The 15,183-nt window shown below is 56.1% G+C and carries 13 protein-coding genes; 7 read left to right on the forward strand and 6 right to left on the reverse strand.

The annotated features are described in order from the left end of the window. The 3 genes from KGA85_RS17280 to KGA85_RS17290 form a co-directional block, all read left to right on the forward strand. The coding region (locus tag KGA85_RS17280; RefSeq protein WP_223533313.1) for a tripartite tricarboxylate transporter substrate binding protein at window positions 1-753 on the forward strand (753 nt) is incomplete at its 5' end. Between the two features lies 1 nt (window position 754). Then, window positions 755-1,237 (forward strand): tripartite tricarboxylate transporter TctB family protein, encoded by a 483-nt coding sequence (locus tag KGA85_RS17285; RefSeq protein WP_223456069.1) that lies wholly within the window; start codon window positions 755-757, stop codon window positions 1,235-1,237. Window positions 1,238-1,252: 15 nt separating this feature from the next. Further along, window positions 1,253-2,761, forward strand: a complete 1,509-nt coding sequence (locus KGA85_RS17290; protein WP_223456068.1) for a tripartite tricarboxylate transporter permease — start codon at window positions 1,253-1,255, stop codon at window positions 2,759-2,761. Between the two features lie 778 nt (window positions 2,762-3,539). Here the strand turns inward: KGA85_RS17290 and KGA85_RS17295 are convergent. The 4 genes from KGA85_RS17295 to KGA85_RS17310 form a co-directional block, all read right to left on the reverse strand. Further along, entirely contained in the window at window positions 3,540-3,914 is a 375-nt protein-coding gene (locus KGA85_RS17295) for a hypothetical protein (RefSeq protein WP_223456067.1), read from the reverse strand. Window positions 3,915-3,916: 2 nt separating this feature from the next. After that, a complete protein-coding gene (locus tag KGA85_RS17300; protein WP_223543265.1) occupies window positions 3,917-6,682 on the reverse strand; it encodes an RHS repeat-associated core domain-containing protein in 2,766 nt (921 codons plus the stop codon). 27 nt (window positions 6,683-6,709) lie between these two features. After that, the gene (locus tag KGA85_RS17305) at window positions 6,710-8,290 is read right to left on the reverse strand and encodes a DUF6531 domain-containing protein (protein WP_223456065.1); all 1,581 of its coding nucleotides are present in this window, start codon (window positions 8,288-8,290) and stop codon (window positions 6,710-6,712) included. Between the two features lie 381 nt (window positions 8,291-8,671). Further along, on the reverse strand, window positions 8,672-9,559 hold the full coding sequence (locus KGA85_RS17310; RefSeq protein WP_223456064.1) for a LysR family transcriptional regulator: 888 nt from the start codon (window positions 9,557-9,559) through the stop codon (window positions 8,672-8,674). Window positions 9,560-9,722: 163 nt separating this feature from the next. On the opposite strand from KGA85_RS17310, the gene KGA85_RS17315 reads away from it, so the two are divergent. Further along, on the forward strand, window positions 9,723-11,024 hold the full coding sequence (locus KGA85_RS17315) for an NAD(P)/FAD-dependent oxidoreductase (RefSeq protein ID WP_223456063.1): 1,302 nt from the start codon (window positions 9,723-9,725) through the stop codon (window positions 11,022-11,024). Between the two features lie 54 nt (window positions 11,025-11,078). Then, window positions 11,079-12,167, forward strand: coding sequence for a polyamine ABC transporter substrate-binding protein (locus KGA85_RS17320; protein WP_223456062.1), 1,089 nt, complete (start codon window positions 11,079-11,081; stop codon window positions 12,165-12,167). Between the two features lie 170 nt (window positions 12,168-12,337). Here the strand turns inward: KGA85_RS17320 and KGA85_RS17325 are convergent, their stop codons facing one another. Then, window positions 12,338-12,856 (reverse strand): carboxymuconolactone decarboxylase family protein, encoded by a 519-nt coding sequence (locus tag KGA85_RS17325; protein WP_223456061.1) that lies wholly within the window; start codon window positions 12,854-12,856, stop codon window positions 12,338-12,340. A 133-nt stretch (window positions 12,857-12,989) separates the two neighbouring features. On the opposite strand from KGA85_RS17325, the gene KGA85_RS17330 reads away from it, so the two are divergent. Further along, a complete protein-coding gene (locus tag KGA85_RS17330; protein WP_223456060.1) occupies window positions 12,990-13,805 on the forward strand; it encodes an AraC family transcriptional regulator in 816 nt (271 codons plus the stop codon). A gap of 60 nt (window positions 13,806-13,865) precedes the next feature. Here the strand turns inward: KGA85_RS17330 and KGA85_RS17335 are convergent, their stop codons facing one another. Next, a complete protein-coding gene (locus KGA85_RS17335) occupies window positions 13,866-14,297 on the reverse strand; it encodes a nuclear transport factor 2 family protein (RefSeq protein WP_223456059.1) in 432 nt (143 codons plus the stop codon). A 158-nt stretch (window positions 14,298-14,455) separates the two neighbouring features. On the opposite strand from KGA85_RS17335, the gene KGA85_RS17340 reads away from it, so the two are divergent. Next, a complete protein-coding gene (locus tag KGA85_RS17340; RefSeq protein ID WP_223543266.1) occupies window positions 14,456-15,106 on the forward strand; it encodes a DUF2238 domain-containing protein in 651 nt (216 codons plus the stop codon). Window positions 15,107-15,183: the final 77 nt, after the last annotated feature.

The following is a 15,183-nucleotide window of genomic DNA, read 5'->3' on the forward strand; positions in this document are numbered from 1 at the left end:
GGCGGGACCCTGGGGCTGGCGCAGTTTGCCAACAGCACCAAGGGTGACCCGAACGCATTGCTGGTGGTCGGCGCGATCATGGTCGCGGGCATCGAACAGAACAAACCGCAGATCAGCCTGAAGGACGTGACGCCCATTGCCCGGCTGTTCACCGAATACAACGTGATCGCCGTGCGCAAGGAGTCTGAATACAAGACCCTCGATGACCTGATCAAGGCCTTCAAGGCCAATCCGACAAGCATCACCTGGGGCGGCGGCTCCAAGGGCTCGGTGGATCACATCGGCATCGCCGAGCTGGCGGGCAAGCTGGACGTGCCGGTCAACAAGGTCAACTACGTGGCCTTTGGTGGCGGAGGCGAGGTGGTTGCCCAGGCGCTGGGCGGCCAGCTCAAGGTGATCACCGGCGGTTACGCCGAGCTGGGCCAATACATCAAGACCGGTCAGTTCCGTGTCCTGGCCATCGGCGCGCCGGAGCGCGTTCCCGGCATTGATGCACCGACCCTCAAGGAGAGCGGCTATGACGTGACGATCGGCAACTGGCGCGGCGTTTACGGTGCAGCGGGCCTCACCCCGCAGCAGCGTAAAGAGGTGATCGACGCGGTCGTGGCCGCCACCAACAGCAAGGTCTGGCAGGACAATATCCAGGCCAACGCCTGGACGCCCAGCGTGCTGACCGGCGATGAGTTCGGCAAATTCGTCGAGGAAGAACACGTGCGGTTGCACGCCATGCTGGTCAAGGTCGGGCTGCTTTGAGATGGCCACACAGCGCGCAGTGGTGCCGACGCAATTGGCGGTCGGCATCGGCCTGATCGCCATCAGCGTCGTGTTGGCGATCGGCGCCTACCGGTTTCCGCCCGAAATGGGTTTCGTCATCCTCCCGGCGTACGTCTATCCCTATGTCGTGGCGGCGTTTCTCGGTGCCGTGGGCCTGCTGCTGGGGTATCAGGCCGTCAGTGGCGGTTTTCGCGAACTGGATAACGACGCCGCCACGGTGCCCGGTGGAAAAACCGGTGCTGCGTGGGTGACCGCGGGGCTTGTCGGGGTGGCGCTGCTGATCAATCTGATCGGGTTTGTGCTGGCCGCCGGGTTGCTGTTTGCCTGTTCGGCGCGGGGGTTCGGCAGCCGTCATCCTGTGCGGGACCTGGCTATCGGCATTGCCTTGACCCTGCCGATCTACTGGCTGTTCAACGCCGGGCTGGGGGTTTCCCTGCCGTCGCTGATCAACATTTGGCTTTGAAAGGAGATCGACACCGTGGACATTCTTTCAAGCCTAGCGATGGGTTTTGCCGCGGCGCTGACGCCGATCAATCTGATGTGGGGGTTCATCGGCTGCCTGCTCGGCACCGCCATCGGCGTGTTGCCGGGGATCGGTCCGGCACTGACGGTGGCCCTGCTGTTGCCGATCACCGCCAAGGTCGACCCCACTGGCGCGCTGATCATGTTCGCCGGTATCTATTACGGCGCGCAGTTCGGTGGCTCCACCACCTCGATCCTGCTCAACACGCCCGGCGAGTCTTCGTCGATGGTCACGGCGCTGGAAGGCAACCTGATGGCGCGCAATGGCCGGGCGGGACCTGCGCTGGCAACGGCGGCGATCGGCTCATTCGTCGCCGGCACCATCGCCACGATTTTGCTGACGCTGTTTGCGCCCATCGTGGCCAGGCTGGCCCTGAATTTCGGCCCGACCGAGTACTTCGCGATCCTGGTGCTGTCGTTCACCACCGTGTCGGCGGTGCTCGGCGCTTCGATGCTGCGCGGGTTTGCCTCGCTGGGTGTCGGGCTGACCATCGGTTTGATCGGCCTGGATTCGACCTCGGGTATTGCCCGCTACACCCTCGGCGTGCCGGAACTGGTGGACGGTATCGAGGTGGTGCTGGTGGCGGTCGGTTTGTTCGCGGTGGGCGAGGCCTTGTACAGCCTGCTCTATCAAACGGAATCAAACGAGGGCCGGCATCGCCTGACCTCGTTGTGGATGACCCGCGCCGACTGGAAACGCTCGGTGCCCGCGTGGCTGCGGGGCACGCTGATCGGTTTTCCGTTTGGTTCGATTCCGGCCGGTGGCGCCGAGATTCCGACCTTTTTGTCCTATTCCACCGAACGCAAACTCAGCAAGTATCCCAAGGAGTTTTCCGCCAACAAGGGCGAAGGTGCCATCGAAGGCGTCGCTGGCCCGGAAGCGGCCAACAACGCCAGCGCGACCGGGTCTCTGGTGCCGTTGCTGACCCTGGGCATCCCGACGTCCGCTACCGCTGCGATCCTCTTGGCGGCGTTCCAGAACTACAATCTGCAACCGGGACCGATGCTATTCGAAACCTCTGCCGACCTGGTCTGGACGCTGGTGGCCTCGCTGTACATCGGCAACGTGATTCTGCTGGTGTTGAACCTGCCGCTGGTGGGGCTGTGGGTCAAACTGCTGCAAATCCCCCGGCCGTACCTGAACGCCGGCATCCTGGTATTCGCCACCATCGGCGTGTATGGCATGCGCCACTCATCCTTCGACCTGATCCTGATGTTGGCCATTGGCTGGGGCGGGGTGCTGATGCGCCGCTTCGACTTCCCCGTCGCCCCGGTGATCGTCGGCATGCTGCTGGGGCCGATGGCCGAGAAACAACTGCGCAACGCCTTGTCCATCAGCCAGGGCGACTGGACGGTGTTCGTCACGCAACCGATCTCGGCGTTCTTCCTCGCCCTGACATTGTTGGTGCTGGTGGTGCCCCATGTGTTGCATAAACGCGGCATCAAGTTGCATGAGGATGATTGATGGCACCGAATGTCTCTCAGTCAAATGCAACTAATGTGTGAGCGGATTTACTAAAATTGGGCCTCGGTTTTAATAGAACTGTATTGGCAATCTAGTTGCCGGAGACGCTCTAGTTTGAGGAGGTGATTTTGATGGCTATTACAACCTGGGGGGCACCGTAATCGTGTTGGCAAGAAAGCACCGGCGCAAGGCCGGTGCTGAGGGGTGGGAAAGTCGGTACCCGCTAGAAAGTATGGAGCACTAGAAAATGTGGAAATTAGTGATGGCTATATTATTTGTGCTCGCACTGACTTTTTTCATAGTTCCAGCGGCCACCATTGTCCAAGCATTTATCTATTTTAATCTGTTCGCAGTCGGTTTGGGTTGTTAACAAAAAAACCGTATGATTTTTTTCATTTTTTTAATACCTGTTGTCTAATCCGGTCGGCCTAAATATAGTACACAGCAACTCTTCCGTGCTTACAGCAGGGTGTTCAAAGTTTTCCGGCCCAGGGTATCAACCTTAGCCCGCAGACCGTATCAAACTTTCCGGCCCCCACACTTGTAGGCGCTGGCTCAACGTGAACACCGTGCCGGCCTAACCTGATACTTAAAACCGAAAAAATCTGAACATCCTGCTGGGGAAGTTGATACGGCTGGCCCCGATATCAAACAGCTGAGCGACTATGCCACAGCGCGAGAGATCGTTGAGGCGCTCAAGAGCGAGATCTAGTAGGAACGCTACAGCCTAAGTCGTAGCGTTCTGTTTTGCACGGGTCAAATGCCCCGTCCTACAGGGCTATTTATCAACGCATGGCGTAGATAACTTTTCTTCAATTTCTGGTGCGCTTGCCTTGCCATAAGTGTTGCCTTGGCGAATCCAGCCAAATCGATCAATGTAAGTTTCTTTTCCCGGAAGGCGAATAAGAACTCTTGTATTTCCAGGCTTGTAGTCGGGTGCCTCATGGCTAGGAAATAGTTGAGGGCTTAACGACTCTGCTGCAGAGACAGATATGGCTCGCTTCTCAAATGCACGCGCCTCAATTGATGACTCGCTCTCAGGGGCGTATAGCTCGGCATCAAAAGGAATCCAATATGCCTCTGCGCACTCAGCTTTCGCGAACTGAGGTGCTGTAATCGCTAAAAATAACAATGTAGTAGACATTTTGTTCATGTTTAGCATCCGCATGACTTGTATTCATAAGTAGTTCTTTCTGGAAGGCCAAGCTCTCTTCTCACTGGGTTCTCGTTGGCATTCACATTGTTCATCTGGCTTGCCCCATCATCCCATGTCTTGGTTGCCGCATGTCCAACCTCATGTGCCATGATTGTGGTCGTATTGGCACGTTGATCACCTTGGGTTGTATTCGTCATGGGACTATAGTTCGGGTCAATTCTAATTGCCCGAACCTTGCCTTCATACCAAGCGGAGTTATGAGAGTCTTTCGATGTAATCAGATAGTAGTTGGGGTCCTCCTCCAGTTTCCTACAAATTTCCTCCCCATGTTTTGTTTTTCTTACCTCGTCATAAGCTTTTTCTAAAGCTGCGCTACCGGGAGAGTCATCAAATCCTACTGCCAATCCATATGGGTCTATAAGCTTAAGCGGGTTTGCATAAACATATCCGTAAGTATTTAGCCCGCCGTTAAGCCCAATCGGATCACTTTCCACATAGCGCCCGGTCTGCGGGTCGTAATCCCTGAAGTAGTTGTAATTGAGCTGTGTTTGCGCGTCATAAAACTGACCAGGGAATCGCAATGGAATGCGGGTGATAACTCCGTCTCCGTCTACATCCTCATTCGGCGCCGCATCGCCGTACGCATCACTCACCCAACTCCACACCACTCGATCCGTACTTGCCAGTCGTGGTGTATTCAAGTGATCCGAGTGAAGGTAGACCAGTTCGCTATCAGTATAAGAGCCTTGGTTGTAAGTTAACTTAAATTGTGCGATAGGCATGCCCTTAAGCCAGACCCAATAGTAGGCAAAAGTTGGTTGACCAATAGGATTGTAATCCGTCTGTCCGATCAGTTCTCTCGCCAGTCCGTAGAGGTAGACGCTACCGCTAATGATTGCACCGCTCAAAGGATCATAGTTGATTTGAATGCCTCTTTGACCTTTTGCGTTATAAGTATAGGACGCCACTTTTTGTGTCCCCGCTTGATAAACCGCGTTCATCCGTCCGCTGTCGTCGTAGGTGTAACTCAATCCATTGCTGTGTTGCTGTACGTTGCCAGCGGCATCATAGGAGAGTGAAAACCCGTTAACTGTCTCGAGTTGGTTACTGTCCGCAGCCACGGTAGTGTACTGAGACTCGATGATGTTGCCGGTTACGAGATCGGTTGTGGTGCGCAGGGTGCGATTGCCCCCAGCATCAAGGAAATAGTCCTTATGGGTGTTGGTTGTCTGCTCCCGCGTCAGGCGATTAAGAGCATCATATTGATACTGCACCGCCCCCCAGAGGTTGTTTTTTTGGTCGATTATATTGCCTACCGCATCATGCCTGTATTGATTCTGCCACGTGCCGACGCTTTGGGTGGTGAGTTGGTAGTCCTGATCGTAAGTGCGGGTCAACGACATGCCATTCCCCCACGTCAGTTGCGACACTGGGCCGAAGGGGGCATAACCGATATTGCTGGCGATAGAGAATGTTTTACCCATAAAAACAGCACTTACCGCACTGACTTGACCCACGGCATTATGAGCGTAGTTCAGTGCGATGCCGTCAGAGTAGTTATGGTTTGTCAGCCGTCCAATACTGTCATAGGTGAAGCTCTGAGGGATGCTCACGCTGATCTCATTCAGGTTCAGGACACTATCCTGTGCGATGAGCAGTCCGCGTCCGTCGTATTTGTAAGAAACTGTGCCACTGGTATCCTGAATTCTGGTAAGACGCCCTATACCTTTATTCTCAGCGGAACTTTGATCGTAAGTGTATAGCACGTCCAGCGCTGGGTTTGACGGATAGTGCTGGGCGACTAGGCGGTTCAGCGCGTCGTATTGGTACGTGCTGATCACACCTCGGGCGTCGGTTTTCTGAGTGAGATTTCCGCTGTTGTCGTAGGTAAAGGATGAAGTGCCACCATCCGGGCTTTGCACCTGTATGACCCGACCATGATTATCATAGACGTACTGCGTCGTTACTCCGCGCGGATCCACAAAACGGGTGAGTTTGTCGTCCGTATTGTGAGTCAGCGCACTGATTCCACCGAGTGGATCCGTCACTTGAGTGACTCGACCCAAGGCGTCAAATGCCTGACTGGTGGCGTTACTGCGGGCATCGGTGTGTTGGGTCAACTGGTTGTTGAGGTCATAGGCATATCGAGTTGTTTGGCCGCTAGCTCCGACATGAGTCAGCAAACGCCCCAGTTCGTCATAGGTACGTTGCTGTTGATGCGTCAGAGCACCGCTGGCGTCCCTGATTTGCTCTACCGTGCGATTACCCATTGCATCAAGGGTATAGCTCCGGCTCTCCCCCAAGGCATTGGTTACACCTGTCAGGCGACGAGCATCGTCATAGGTATAAGCTAGAAAGCTGCCATCTGGAGCGGTGATTCGAATGAGGTCGCCGACTGCGTTGTAAACATATTGAGTGGTAGAGTCAGCCGTACTGCTGGAGGTCAGCCAGCCTTGCCGGGTATACGTAAAGGTAGTTACAACCCCATTGGGATCAGTAAGTGTTTGCGGCCGTCCCTGGCTATCAAAATTGGATAGAGCGACGACTTGGCCGAGCGCGTTGATAATTTTGTTCAATTTACCTTGAATATCATAAGTATATTGCGTGACGTCGGACACATCGATTCGCGGCCCATCGATGCTGGCGACTTGGCCAAAGGCCGTATAAGTGTAATTAATCGTACTGTCAGCCGATGCACACAGTGTTACCGATGTGCAAGCCAGCAACACAGTAAGAATGCCGAGGCGAGACGCAGGAAATGACATGATTAGATCCTTCTAAAATTAGGAAGCTCAGTTTGAGGTGACCTGTTTACTTGAGAGTCTTCCGGTGTCATCGTAGGTGTAAAGCTTGGTTTGATTGGGTTCGATTACCTTTGTTTTTAAATGGCGTGAAGAGTCCCATTCGGTAATGGTTGTTCGGGCGAGTGGTGTGCCACTGGCTTCAGTGCGACTAACCTCCAATCCTCTATTGTTGTAATGAAAGACAGTGACATTCCCTATTGTATCGGTTTTCTCGGAAATCTGACCGCGGTCATTGTAGGCAAAGGTTGAATTGCTAAGTGGGCAATTGCTTGATGGCTGGCCAGTAATGGATGTTACTTTCTTAACACCTTGAATGGTTTCGAATTTGTAAGTTGTTGTTCTTCCGAGTTCGTTGGTGACGGAAGTCGATCCATCAATGTTATATGTAATGGTTTTTTTATAGGCTTCATTGGCATGTTCGCTTGATATGGCGCGACCCTGCTCGTCATAGTTCCAAGTTGCAAAGCGTACCCCTCTTTCATCCATCATGCCCGTGAGGAGGTTTGAGTTCGTACTGATCTCATATAAGTAGGTCCTGTATTCTGTGGTTTCGTCATCCTGATATTTGATGCCGACAGAACTTAACTGTCCATGATCATTATAGGAGTAGGTAATCTTCACATCTTGGTTCTCTACAGAAAGGGGTTGGCCTAACCCGTATTCTTTTAATGTCAAGTATTTTCCGTACTCATCTGTCAAGGTTGCTGCATCCCCTGAGTAGCTGATCATCACTTTCTGGCCGAGGGGGTTGTTTTTTGAAATTAGTTTTCCCTGATAATCAAACACTAATTGTTCATTGTTGGAGGACGTATAGGTCCAAGTTGACTCAAACCAATTTCCGTTTTCGAGTAGGGTCAGATGCCCTAGCTCTGTTGATTCGGGGGTCGTCACATTACCTGAGCGAGTGAAGTGAATCTGTCTGCCATCATCTTGCCTCATAACTACCTTGTCAGAAGTTATAAATAGACGCTGGGAGTATGAGTGTCTCCAAACACCTTCTTTGCTGTTGTAATGTCTCTCTAGGGTCAATGGTGAACCGCTTGAGGCAATGTAATCATGCTCGACCTGAACTTTATTTCCTGTTGCGTAGTTTATCGGATTTCCAGTAAAGGTATTTGAGTCGCAACTTTGAAATGGTGGGATGCCTAGCTGTTTTCTATCGACTTCTCCAGTCGTTGCGTCGCATGCACCTGTCCCTGGATTAAATGACTTTCCAGCAACGCATCGCACGTCGTCCCTATATACGGTTATATTAAACGGATAGAATTCGTGCGGGAAGTATGAGCTTCGCATCTGTATTGAGCAGTAAGCCATTACAGGATTAACAAATTGGTATCGCATATTCGTGATGCGGATGGTTTCTTTTTTGACATCTTCCTGTGGATGAGGCCAGTAAGGTGGCGAAAATATTATCTCTGCTACTGCCCGGCAGGCGGATATAATATCGGGTTGGGGTGGGGTTCTCCAAGTATAACCAATCCAGCCATTTTCGGCTTTTAATGAATCAGAAAATAGGAAAGCATATATTGTAAGTAGTGTGGTTGAAAGTCGAAAAATGTTTCGGTGCATGCTAGCACTCCTTGCGGCACAGGTTTTCATTGGGTTTGATGTTTCGTTGCGGTATGTATTGTAGGGTTTTTATGTGGGTGGATTGTATTTAAAAAGGTCGATAAAAATCTTCGATTAATCGATTCAATATATTTAATGGTGATGTCTGGTGGGGGTGACAGTACGATTGGAAAGAGTGAGTGTATTTTAAGTGTGTAAGTTTTTGAATGGCGCTTTTTTAAACAGTAACTTCCAGCGCGGGTGCGTGAGATGAAGTTCAGCTGTATTAAGTGCAGTTTTGCGGGTGGAGAGCGAAAGGGTTGGCCGCTTCAACATCAAACTGTTGTCTGATTACACCGCAATCGTCGGAGCGCCACCTGGAGCAGGCTCGCTCCTACAGGGTCATGCAGTGGTTTGTGCGATGAACCACTGCATGACCGGTGTGCACGCCGGATGCGATGCCGCCGAGGGTTGCAGGCACAACGAGTAAATCCCCCGGGTCTTCAACGGCTCGCCGAAAGGAATCACCAGTTCGCCGCGCTGGATCGACTCGCCCGCCAGGGTCATGTCGGTCATCGCCACCCCCAGGCCCCGCGCGGCCGCATCGAGTGCCAGTTCGTCAAGGTTGAAGGGGATGTGCCGATAGTCCTGCAGCGCCTTGCCGCCGTTGGCTGACAGCCAGACTTGCCAGTCATTCTGGTCGCTTGAGCGGTGCAGCAAGGCGTACCCCGGCAAATCTTCCAGCGCCGCCAATGGCCGATCCGGACTGCCCAGGCCCGGCGCGCACACCGGCACCAGTGCTTCCTCGAACAGGGTCAGGCAATCGGGCGCTGTGGCCGGCTCCGGCAGATAAAGAATGTAGGCGTCGCTGTCGCTGGCCGGCTCAACCACTTCGGTGGCCACGGTTTCGATTGCCAGGGATACCTCCGGGTGATGCCGGTAGAACTCGCTCAGCCTGGGCAGCAGCCAGCGCACCGCCAGTGACACGTGCATGCGAATGCGGAACGGGCGTTTTTGCGGCGCGAGCCGGTCTTCGAGGCTGCGCAACTGTTCGAGGATGCTGCGGGCGCTGGCCAGTACCTGTTCGCCCTCGGCGGTCAGTTGAAGGCTGCGGCTGCTCCTGACAAACAGCGGCACACCAAAGTGACTCTCCAGTTGCTGGATCTGTCGGCTCACGGCGCTTTGGGTCAGGCAGAGCTTTTGCGCCGCCTGGGTGAAGCTGCCCGACCCGGCAACCTCGACCAAGGCCTGCAAGCCCTGCAGCGAGAGCACGTGGCGAATCTTGTCCATGCGTTTTCAGAATGCCTCGATGATTTAATAACGTTGGTTGCCCGTGTTTGGAGCCTTTAGATTCTAGTCATCGCCACCGTCTTCGAAAACCATTTATGCAAATCCTGCATGCAGTGCTGCTTTGGATCGAGACGGTTCGCAGAACAAGAACCTGAGGTGACACATGGAAAATATCTGTGGCTGGATTGCGCAAGCGGGGAGTCCGACCCTGCGCGATCCACTCAAAGGCACGCAACAGGCCGATTGGCTGGTGATCGGTGCCGGCATCACCGGCCTCAGTGCCGCACACACCCTGGCGCAAATGCACCCCCAGGCACGCATCGTCGTCGTTGACCGGCAGCGGGCCGCCCAAGGCGCTTCGGCGCGCAATTCCGGTTTTGTGGTGGCCCATGAGCATCCCGCCACTGGTGAGCTACTGGGTAGCGACGGGTTCGCCGGGTATCAAGTGGATACGGCAATCGGCCGCGCAGCCACCGACGAGGTCCGCAAGCAGATTTCCCGCCATGGCATCGAATGCGATTTCAGGGAATCGGGCTATTTCTTCGCCGTCAGCGATCCACGCAAGCTGACCCAGGTCGAGGCCAAGTTGCAGACCCTGCGTGCCGTGGGCGCCAGCGCGCAGTTTCTGCAGGGCGAGCCATTGCTTGAGAAACTCGGCAGCCGGCACTACCGCGCCGCGATCTGGTGCGGCAACGGCAATGCGCTGCTGCAACCGGCAAAGTACGTGAGGGGCTTGCTCGATGCCCTACCACCGAAAGTGACGGTCTACGAAAACACTGATATCACGGGCCTTGAGCGCCTGGGCAACGGCCAAATTCGCGCCCGGGGCCAAAACGGCTGCGTCGAGGCCAAACGGGTATTGGTCTGCCTGAACGCCTTTATCCCTCGCGCGGGCATCGATGACAGCGGCACATTCGCGATGGAACTCAGCGCCAGCCTCACGCGGCCGCTCAGCGATCAAGAGTTTCAAACCCTTGGTGCGCCAGCGTCCTGGGGCGTGCTGTCGACCCGCCCGTTGGGCGCCACGGTGCGCCTGACCCCGGATCGCCGGGTGATGATCCGCAACACCGCGGAATACCGCTCGCGGGATTTGTCATTGAGCGAATTGTCGACTCGCCGCCAACACCATGTGCTGGGGTTGCAACGACGGTTCCCGATGCTCGGCGAGCAGGACATCGAATACACCTGGACCGGCCATCTCAGCGCTTCGCGTTCCGGGCAACCGTATTTCGGCAAAGTCGAGGAGGGCGTGTTCGCCGTGGCCGGGTGCAATGGTTCCGGCGTGGCGCGGGGCACGCTGTGGGGTCGCTTGCTGGCGGAGCTGGCCTCGGGTTGTGATTCACCGTTGCTGCAATCGGTCATCGCCCGAGCGCAGCCCGGCTGGCTGCCACCCAAGCCGTTGCTCGACATCGGTGCCATGCTGCGTATGCGCGTGGAAACGGTCCGGGCCAGAAGCGAAATCTGAAAACACCCACGTCACAACAAGAACAAAAGCACTTCCCATCGAAGGTGATTCAACATGCGCGTCAATACGCTTTCCCTAGTGGCCCTGATCTCGACCTTTTCCGTCGTCACTCATGCCGACGAAACCGTCAACATTTCCAACTGGAACGGCTACATCGCCGACGACACCCTGGCCAGTTTCACCAAGGACACCGGAATCAAGGCGACCTACGACATTCACGACAGCAACGAAGTGCTGGAATCGAAGCTGATGACCGGCAACACCGGGTATGACGTGGTCAGCCCGTCGAACCACTTCCTGTCGCGCCTGATCAAGGCCGGCGCCATCCAGAAACTCGACAGGAGCCAGTTGCCCAACTGGAAAAACCTCGACCCGGCGCTGATGAAAAAGCTTGAGGTCAACGACCCGGGCAACCAGTACGGCTATCCGTACATGTGGGGCACGGCGGGCATCGGTTACAACGTCGAGAAGATCAAGGCGATCTTCGGCAATACCGACGTCACCCATTCCTGGAGCCTGTTCTTCGACGAGAACAACATCAAGAAGCTCAGCGAGTGTGGGGTGGCGATCATCGACAACCCGACGCAGATCCTGCCGATCACGCTTAACTACCTGGGCCTGCCGCCCCACAGCCATGAGCCTGCCGACTACAAGAAAGCCGAGCAGGCGCTGCTGAAGATCCGGCCTTACGTCCAGTATTTCCATGCGTCCAAGTACATCAGCGACCTGGCCAACGGTAACGTCTGCGCGGTGATCGGTTTCAACGGCGACATCGTGCAGGCCGCCGCCAGCGCCAGGGAGGCGAAAAACGGGATCGACATTGCCTACTCGATCCCGGACGAAGGTTCCACGTTGTGGCTGGACATGGTGGTCATGCCCAAGAACGCGCCCCATGAGAAGAACGGCTACGCCTACATGAACTACCTGCTGGAGCCGAAGGTGATTGCCAACATCAGCAACAGCATCCATTACGCCAACCCCAACAGTGCGGCGGATGCCTTTGTCGACCCGGCGGTGAAGCAGGACCTGGCGATCTATCCGCCCAAGAGCGTGATGGACAAGCTGTTTACCGTCGAGGACTTGCCCGCGGCTATTGCACGGTTGAGCACGCGGCTGTGGACCAAGTTGAAAACCAATACCTGACCGACTGGTGATTCCGGTCAATCAGATGTGACACTGCACCTGTGGCGAGGGAGCTTGCTCCCGCTGGGCAGCGAAGCGGCCCCAAAAAGGGGATTGCTGTGCGATCCAACGGGAGCAAGCTCCCTCGCCACGAGTTGTCGTTTGCCTGGGTATTTTGCTCAACGACCCTCTCAGGCCTCGATAGCCGGGAAGTCGATGTCGGTCAGCGCTGTGTTGTTCAGGTAGTTGGTCAGCGTCTGCGAAGCCACATGGGCGATCACCTCGATGATCTTGCCGTCATTGATACCGGCGGCACGGGCAGCGGCGAGCTGCTCGACGGTCAGGTGCCCACGGCTTTCGGTGACCTGGCGGGCGAGGGTGGCATAGGCGTCGAGCTCGCCTTGGCGCGCGCTTCGGATGTCCTGGCCCGACAGCCCGGCCTTGCCGGCGAACAGCGTGTGAGCGGCCAGGCAGTAGTCGCAGCCGTTGACCTGCGAAGTGGCGAGAAACACCGCTTCTTTTTCTCTGGCGCTCAAGGAGGTCTTGCCCAGTGCAGCCGAGTTTTGCAGGTACGAGGCCAACACCGCCGGGGCGTGGGCCAATACTTTGAAGACGTTGGGCAGAAAGCCGATTTTCTTCTGCACGCCTTCCAGCAGCGGGCGGGTAGCGTCGGTGGCGTGTTCCAGGCTGATCGGGGCAATGCGGGTCATGGTGATACTCCGTGGTGTAAGGCGCGAAATGCGCTGGGTACGGAGCTCATGTTAGGTAGAGAGGCTGGTGTATTGGGTGCGAATCGTCGAGGATATGCGACAGATCGTCCAGAACTGCTTCCGGGAGCCTGTCATGGATCGCTTGTCCACGTTGCTGACACACTTCGGTGTCAATGCCGGCACTTTTCATAGCGGTACGTTCTGCGGCACCGCCGCCTACGATGGCCAACAGGCCAGCGGTCATTTGCACCTGCTTCAGGCGGGCGAGTTGCTGCTGAAATTGGGCGATCAGCCGGACCTGCAACTGACCGAACCGAGTCTGATCTTTTTCCCCCGGCCCTATCGACATCGCCTGTTTGCGTCTGAAGCGTCCGGCACGCAACTGGTGTGCGCGACCCTGGATTTCGACGGCGGTGCGGGCAATGCCCTGGCGGCGGCGCTGCCGGATTATCTGGTGCTCAAGCTCGATGAAATCCCGACGCTGGCCGGGACCCTGGAATGGCTGTTCAACGAGGCGTTCGACGGTACCTGCGGGCGCGAAGCGGTGATGGATCGCCTGTTCGAGCTGCTGGTGATTCTGTTGCTGCGGCACATCCTGAGCACCACGGGCCAGCAACCGGGCATGATGGCCGGCCTCGCCGATGCGCGCCTGGCGCGGCCCCTGAGCCTGATGCATCAAACCCCGGCCAAGGCCTGGAGCGTGGCTGAACTGTCGGTCGCCGCCAACATGTCGCGGGCCAGTTTCGCCGAGCATTTTCGCCGGGTGGTCGGGCAGACGCCAGTTGATTATCTGGTGAGCTGGCGCATCAGCCTGGCGCAGAAACGCCTGCGCGAGGGCCGGCCGATTGCGCTGATCGCCGAGGAAGTCGGTTACGAAAGCCCTTCGGCACTGGCCCGGGCGTTTCGGCGCAAGACCGGGCTGAGCCCCAGGGAGTGGAAAGGTAGTTGATTCACCCGGAACCCTGTGGGAGCAAGCTCGCACAGGTACGCTGGTGGTTTTACCAATGCATCAGAACTTGTACGCCTGCCGTCCTACCAACAGCCATTTGCCTTCCTGTTTTTGCCAGATCTGGAAGTTTTCGATTTCGGTCGGCACTACTTCAGTGCCTTTGAGCGCTTGCGCCGAGAAGTGGTGGCGGACCAGTGCGACATCGCCGGAGACGGTAATGGTCTGGTTCTGCATTTCAAGGGTCTTGAACGCGCTTTTGCCGGTTTCGATGTCGGCGATGAAGGCCTGCTTGTCCTGGATCTTGCCGCTGGAATGCCCGTAGGTCAGGTTCTCGGCGGTCAAGGCGTTCAGTTGCGGGATGTCTTTGTGCAGCATGGCCTGGGTCAGGTGGTCGACCGCCTGGGCCACGTCCTTGTCCGCGGCAACCGGGGTGGCGGCGACATAGCCGCTGAACAGGCACAGAAAACCGATCAGCACTTTTGCTTTTTTCATGGGTGTTTCCTTGTTGTTGTAGGGATAGCGCGACGACTGGACGATCATTCGTCAGTCATCGTACAACCTAGCATGCATTGGAGGAAAAAAGCGAACTTGCCCGGCGGCCTTGCCTCGAAGTTAAAAGGGCGATGTCCTGACTTCGAGGTATTGCAGTCATGCAGCCGAACCAACGTTTACGGCACGACATGACATTGCTCGTGGTATTCCTGGTGATTGTCGTGGTGTCGGGTTTTTCTCCCCGCAGCCAAGTGGACTGGGCGCTGGAAAACCTGCTGGTGCTGTTGCTGGTGGGGACGTTGGTGGCGGTTTCTCGTCGGTTCCGTTTGTCGGCGACTTCCATCACGCTGGTGTTTGCGTTTTTGTGCGTGCATGAATTGGGCGCCCACTACACCTATTCCCTGGTGCCTTACGATCATTGGTCTTCGGCGTGGTTGGGCTTCAGTTTCGACCGGGCGCCTGGTGTTCACCGCAATCACTACGACCGCCTGGTGCATCTGAGCTACGGGCTGCTGCTGGCTTATCCGGTGCGCGAAGTGCTGCGGCGACTGACGCCGCTGCGCGGGTTCTGGCTGTTTTTTGTGACCCTGAACATCATGCTGTCGACGTCCGCCGTGTACGAACTGGTGGAGTGGATCGGCGGTGCCTTCCTGGGCAATGACACGGCGAACGCCTTCGTCGGCGCGCAAAACGATCCGTGGGATTCGCAGAAGGACATGGCCATCGCGGTGGTTGGGGCGTTTGCCTGTCTGTTGCTGGTGTCTTTGCGCGGCATGGCGCAAAAACACTCGATGACGACAGCACGGTGATCGGGTGGATCGGTTTGTTTCCAGACAGGACGCCATCGCGAGCAAGCTCCCACAGTGAATCAGGTGTACGGAGCATT

This window comes from Pseudomonas sp. GL-B-12 (assembly GCF_019955895.1).
GTDB lineage: Bacteria > Pseudomonadota > Gammaproteobacteria > Pseudomonadales > Pseudomonadaceae > Aquipseudomonas.

What these genes read in the sequence shown, in the direction of transcription:
- KGA85_RS17285 (WP_223456069.1), top strand. Translation starts at nt 755, where the DNA reads ATGGCCACACAGCGCGCAGTGGTGCCGACGCAATTGGCGGTCGGCATC.
- KGA85_RS17295 (WP_223456067.1), bottom strand. Translation starts at nt 3,914, where the DNA reads ATGAACAAAATGTCTACTACATTGTTATTTTTAGCGATTACAGCACCT.
- KGA85_RS17300 (WP_223543265.1), bottom strand. Translation starts at nt 6,682, where the DNA reads ATGTCATTTCCTGCGTCTCGCCTCGGCATTCTTACTGTGTTGCTGGCT.
- KGA85_RS17305 (WP_223456065.1), bottom strand. Translation starts at nt 8,290, where the DNA reads ATGCACCGAAACATTTTTCGACTTTCAACCACACTACTTACAATATAT.
- KGA85_RS17310 (WP_223456064.1), bottom strand. Translation starts at nt 9,559, where the DNA reads ATGGACAAGATTCGCCACGTGCTCTCGCTGCAGGGCTTGCAGGCCTTG.
- KGA85_RS17315 (WP_223456063.1), top strand. Translation starts at nt 9,723, where the DNA reads ATGGAAAATATCTGTGGCTGGATTGCGCAAGCGGGGAGTCCGACCCTG.
- KGA85_RS17320 (WP_223456062.1), top strand. Translation starts at nt 11,079, where the DNA reads ATGCGCGTCAATACGCTTTCCCTAGTGGCCCTGATCTCGACCTTTTCC.
- KGA85_RS17325 (WP_223456061.1), bottom strand. Translation starts at nt 12,856, where the DNA reads ATGACCCGCATTGCCCCGATCAGCCTGGAACACGCCACCGACGCTACC.
- KGA85_RS17330 (WP_223456060.1), top strand. Translation starts at nt 12,990, where the DNA reads ATGGATCGCTTGTCCACGTTGCTGACACACTTCGGTGTCAATGCCGGC.
- KGA85_RS17335 (WP_223456059.1), bottom strand. Translation starts at nt 14,297, where the DNA reads ATGAAAAAAGCAAAAGTGCTGATCGGTTTTCTGTGCCTGTTCAGCGGC.
- KGA85_RS17340 (WP_223543266.1), top strand. Translation starts at nt 14,456, where the DNA reads ATGCAGCCGAACCAACGTTTACGGCACGACATGACATTGCTCGTGGTA.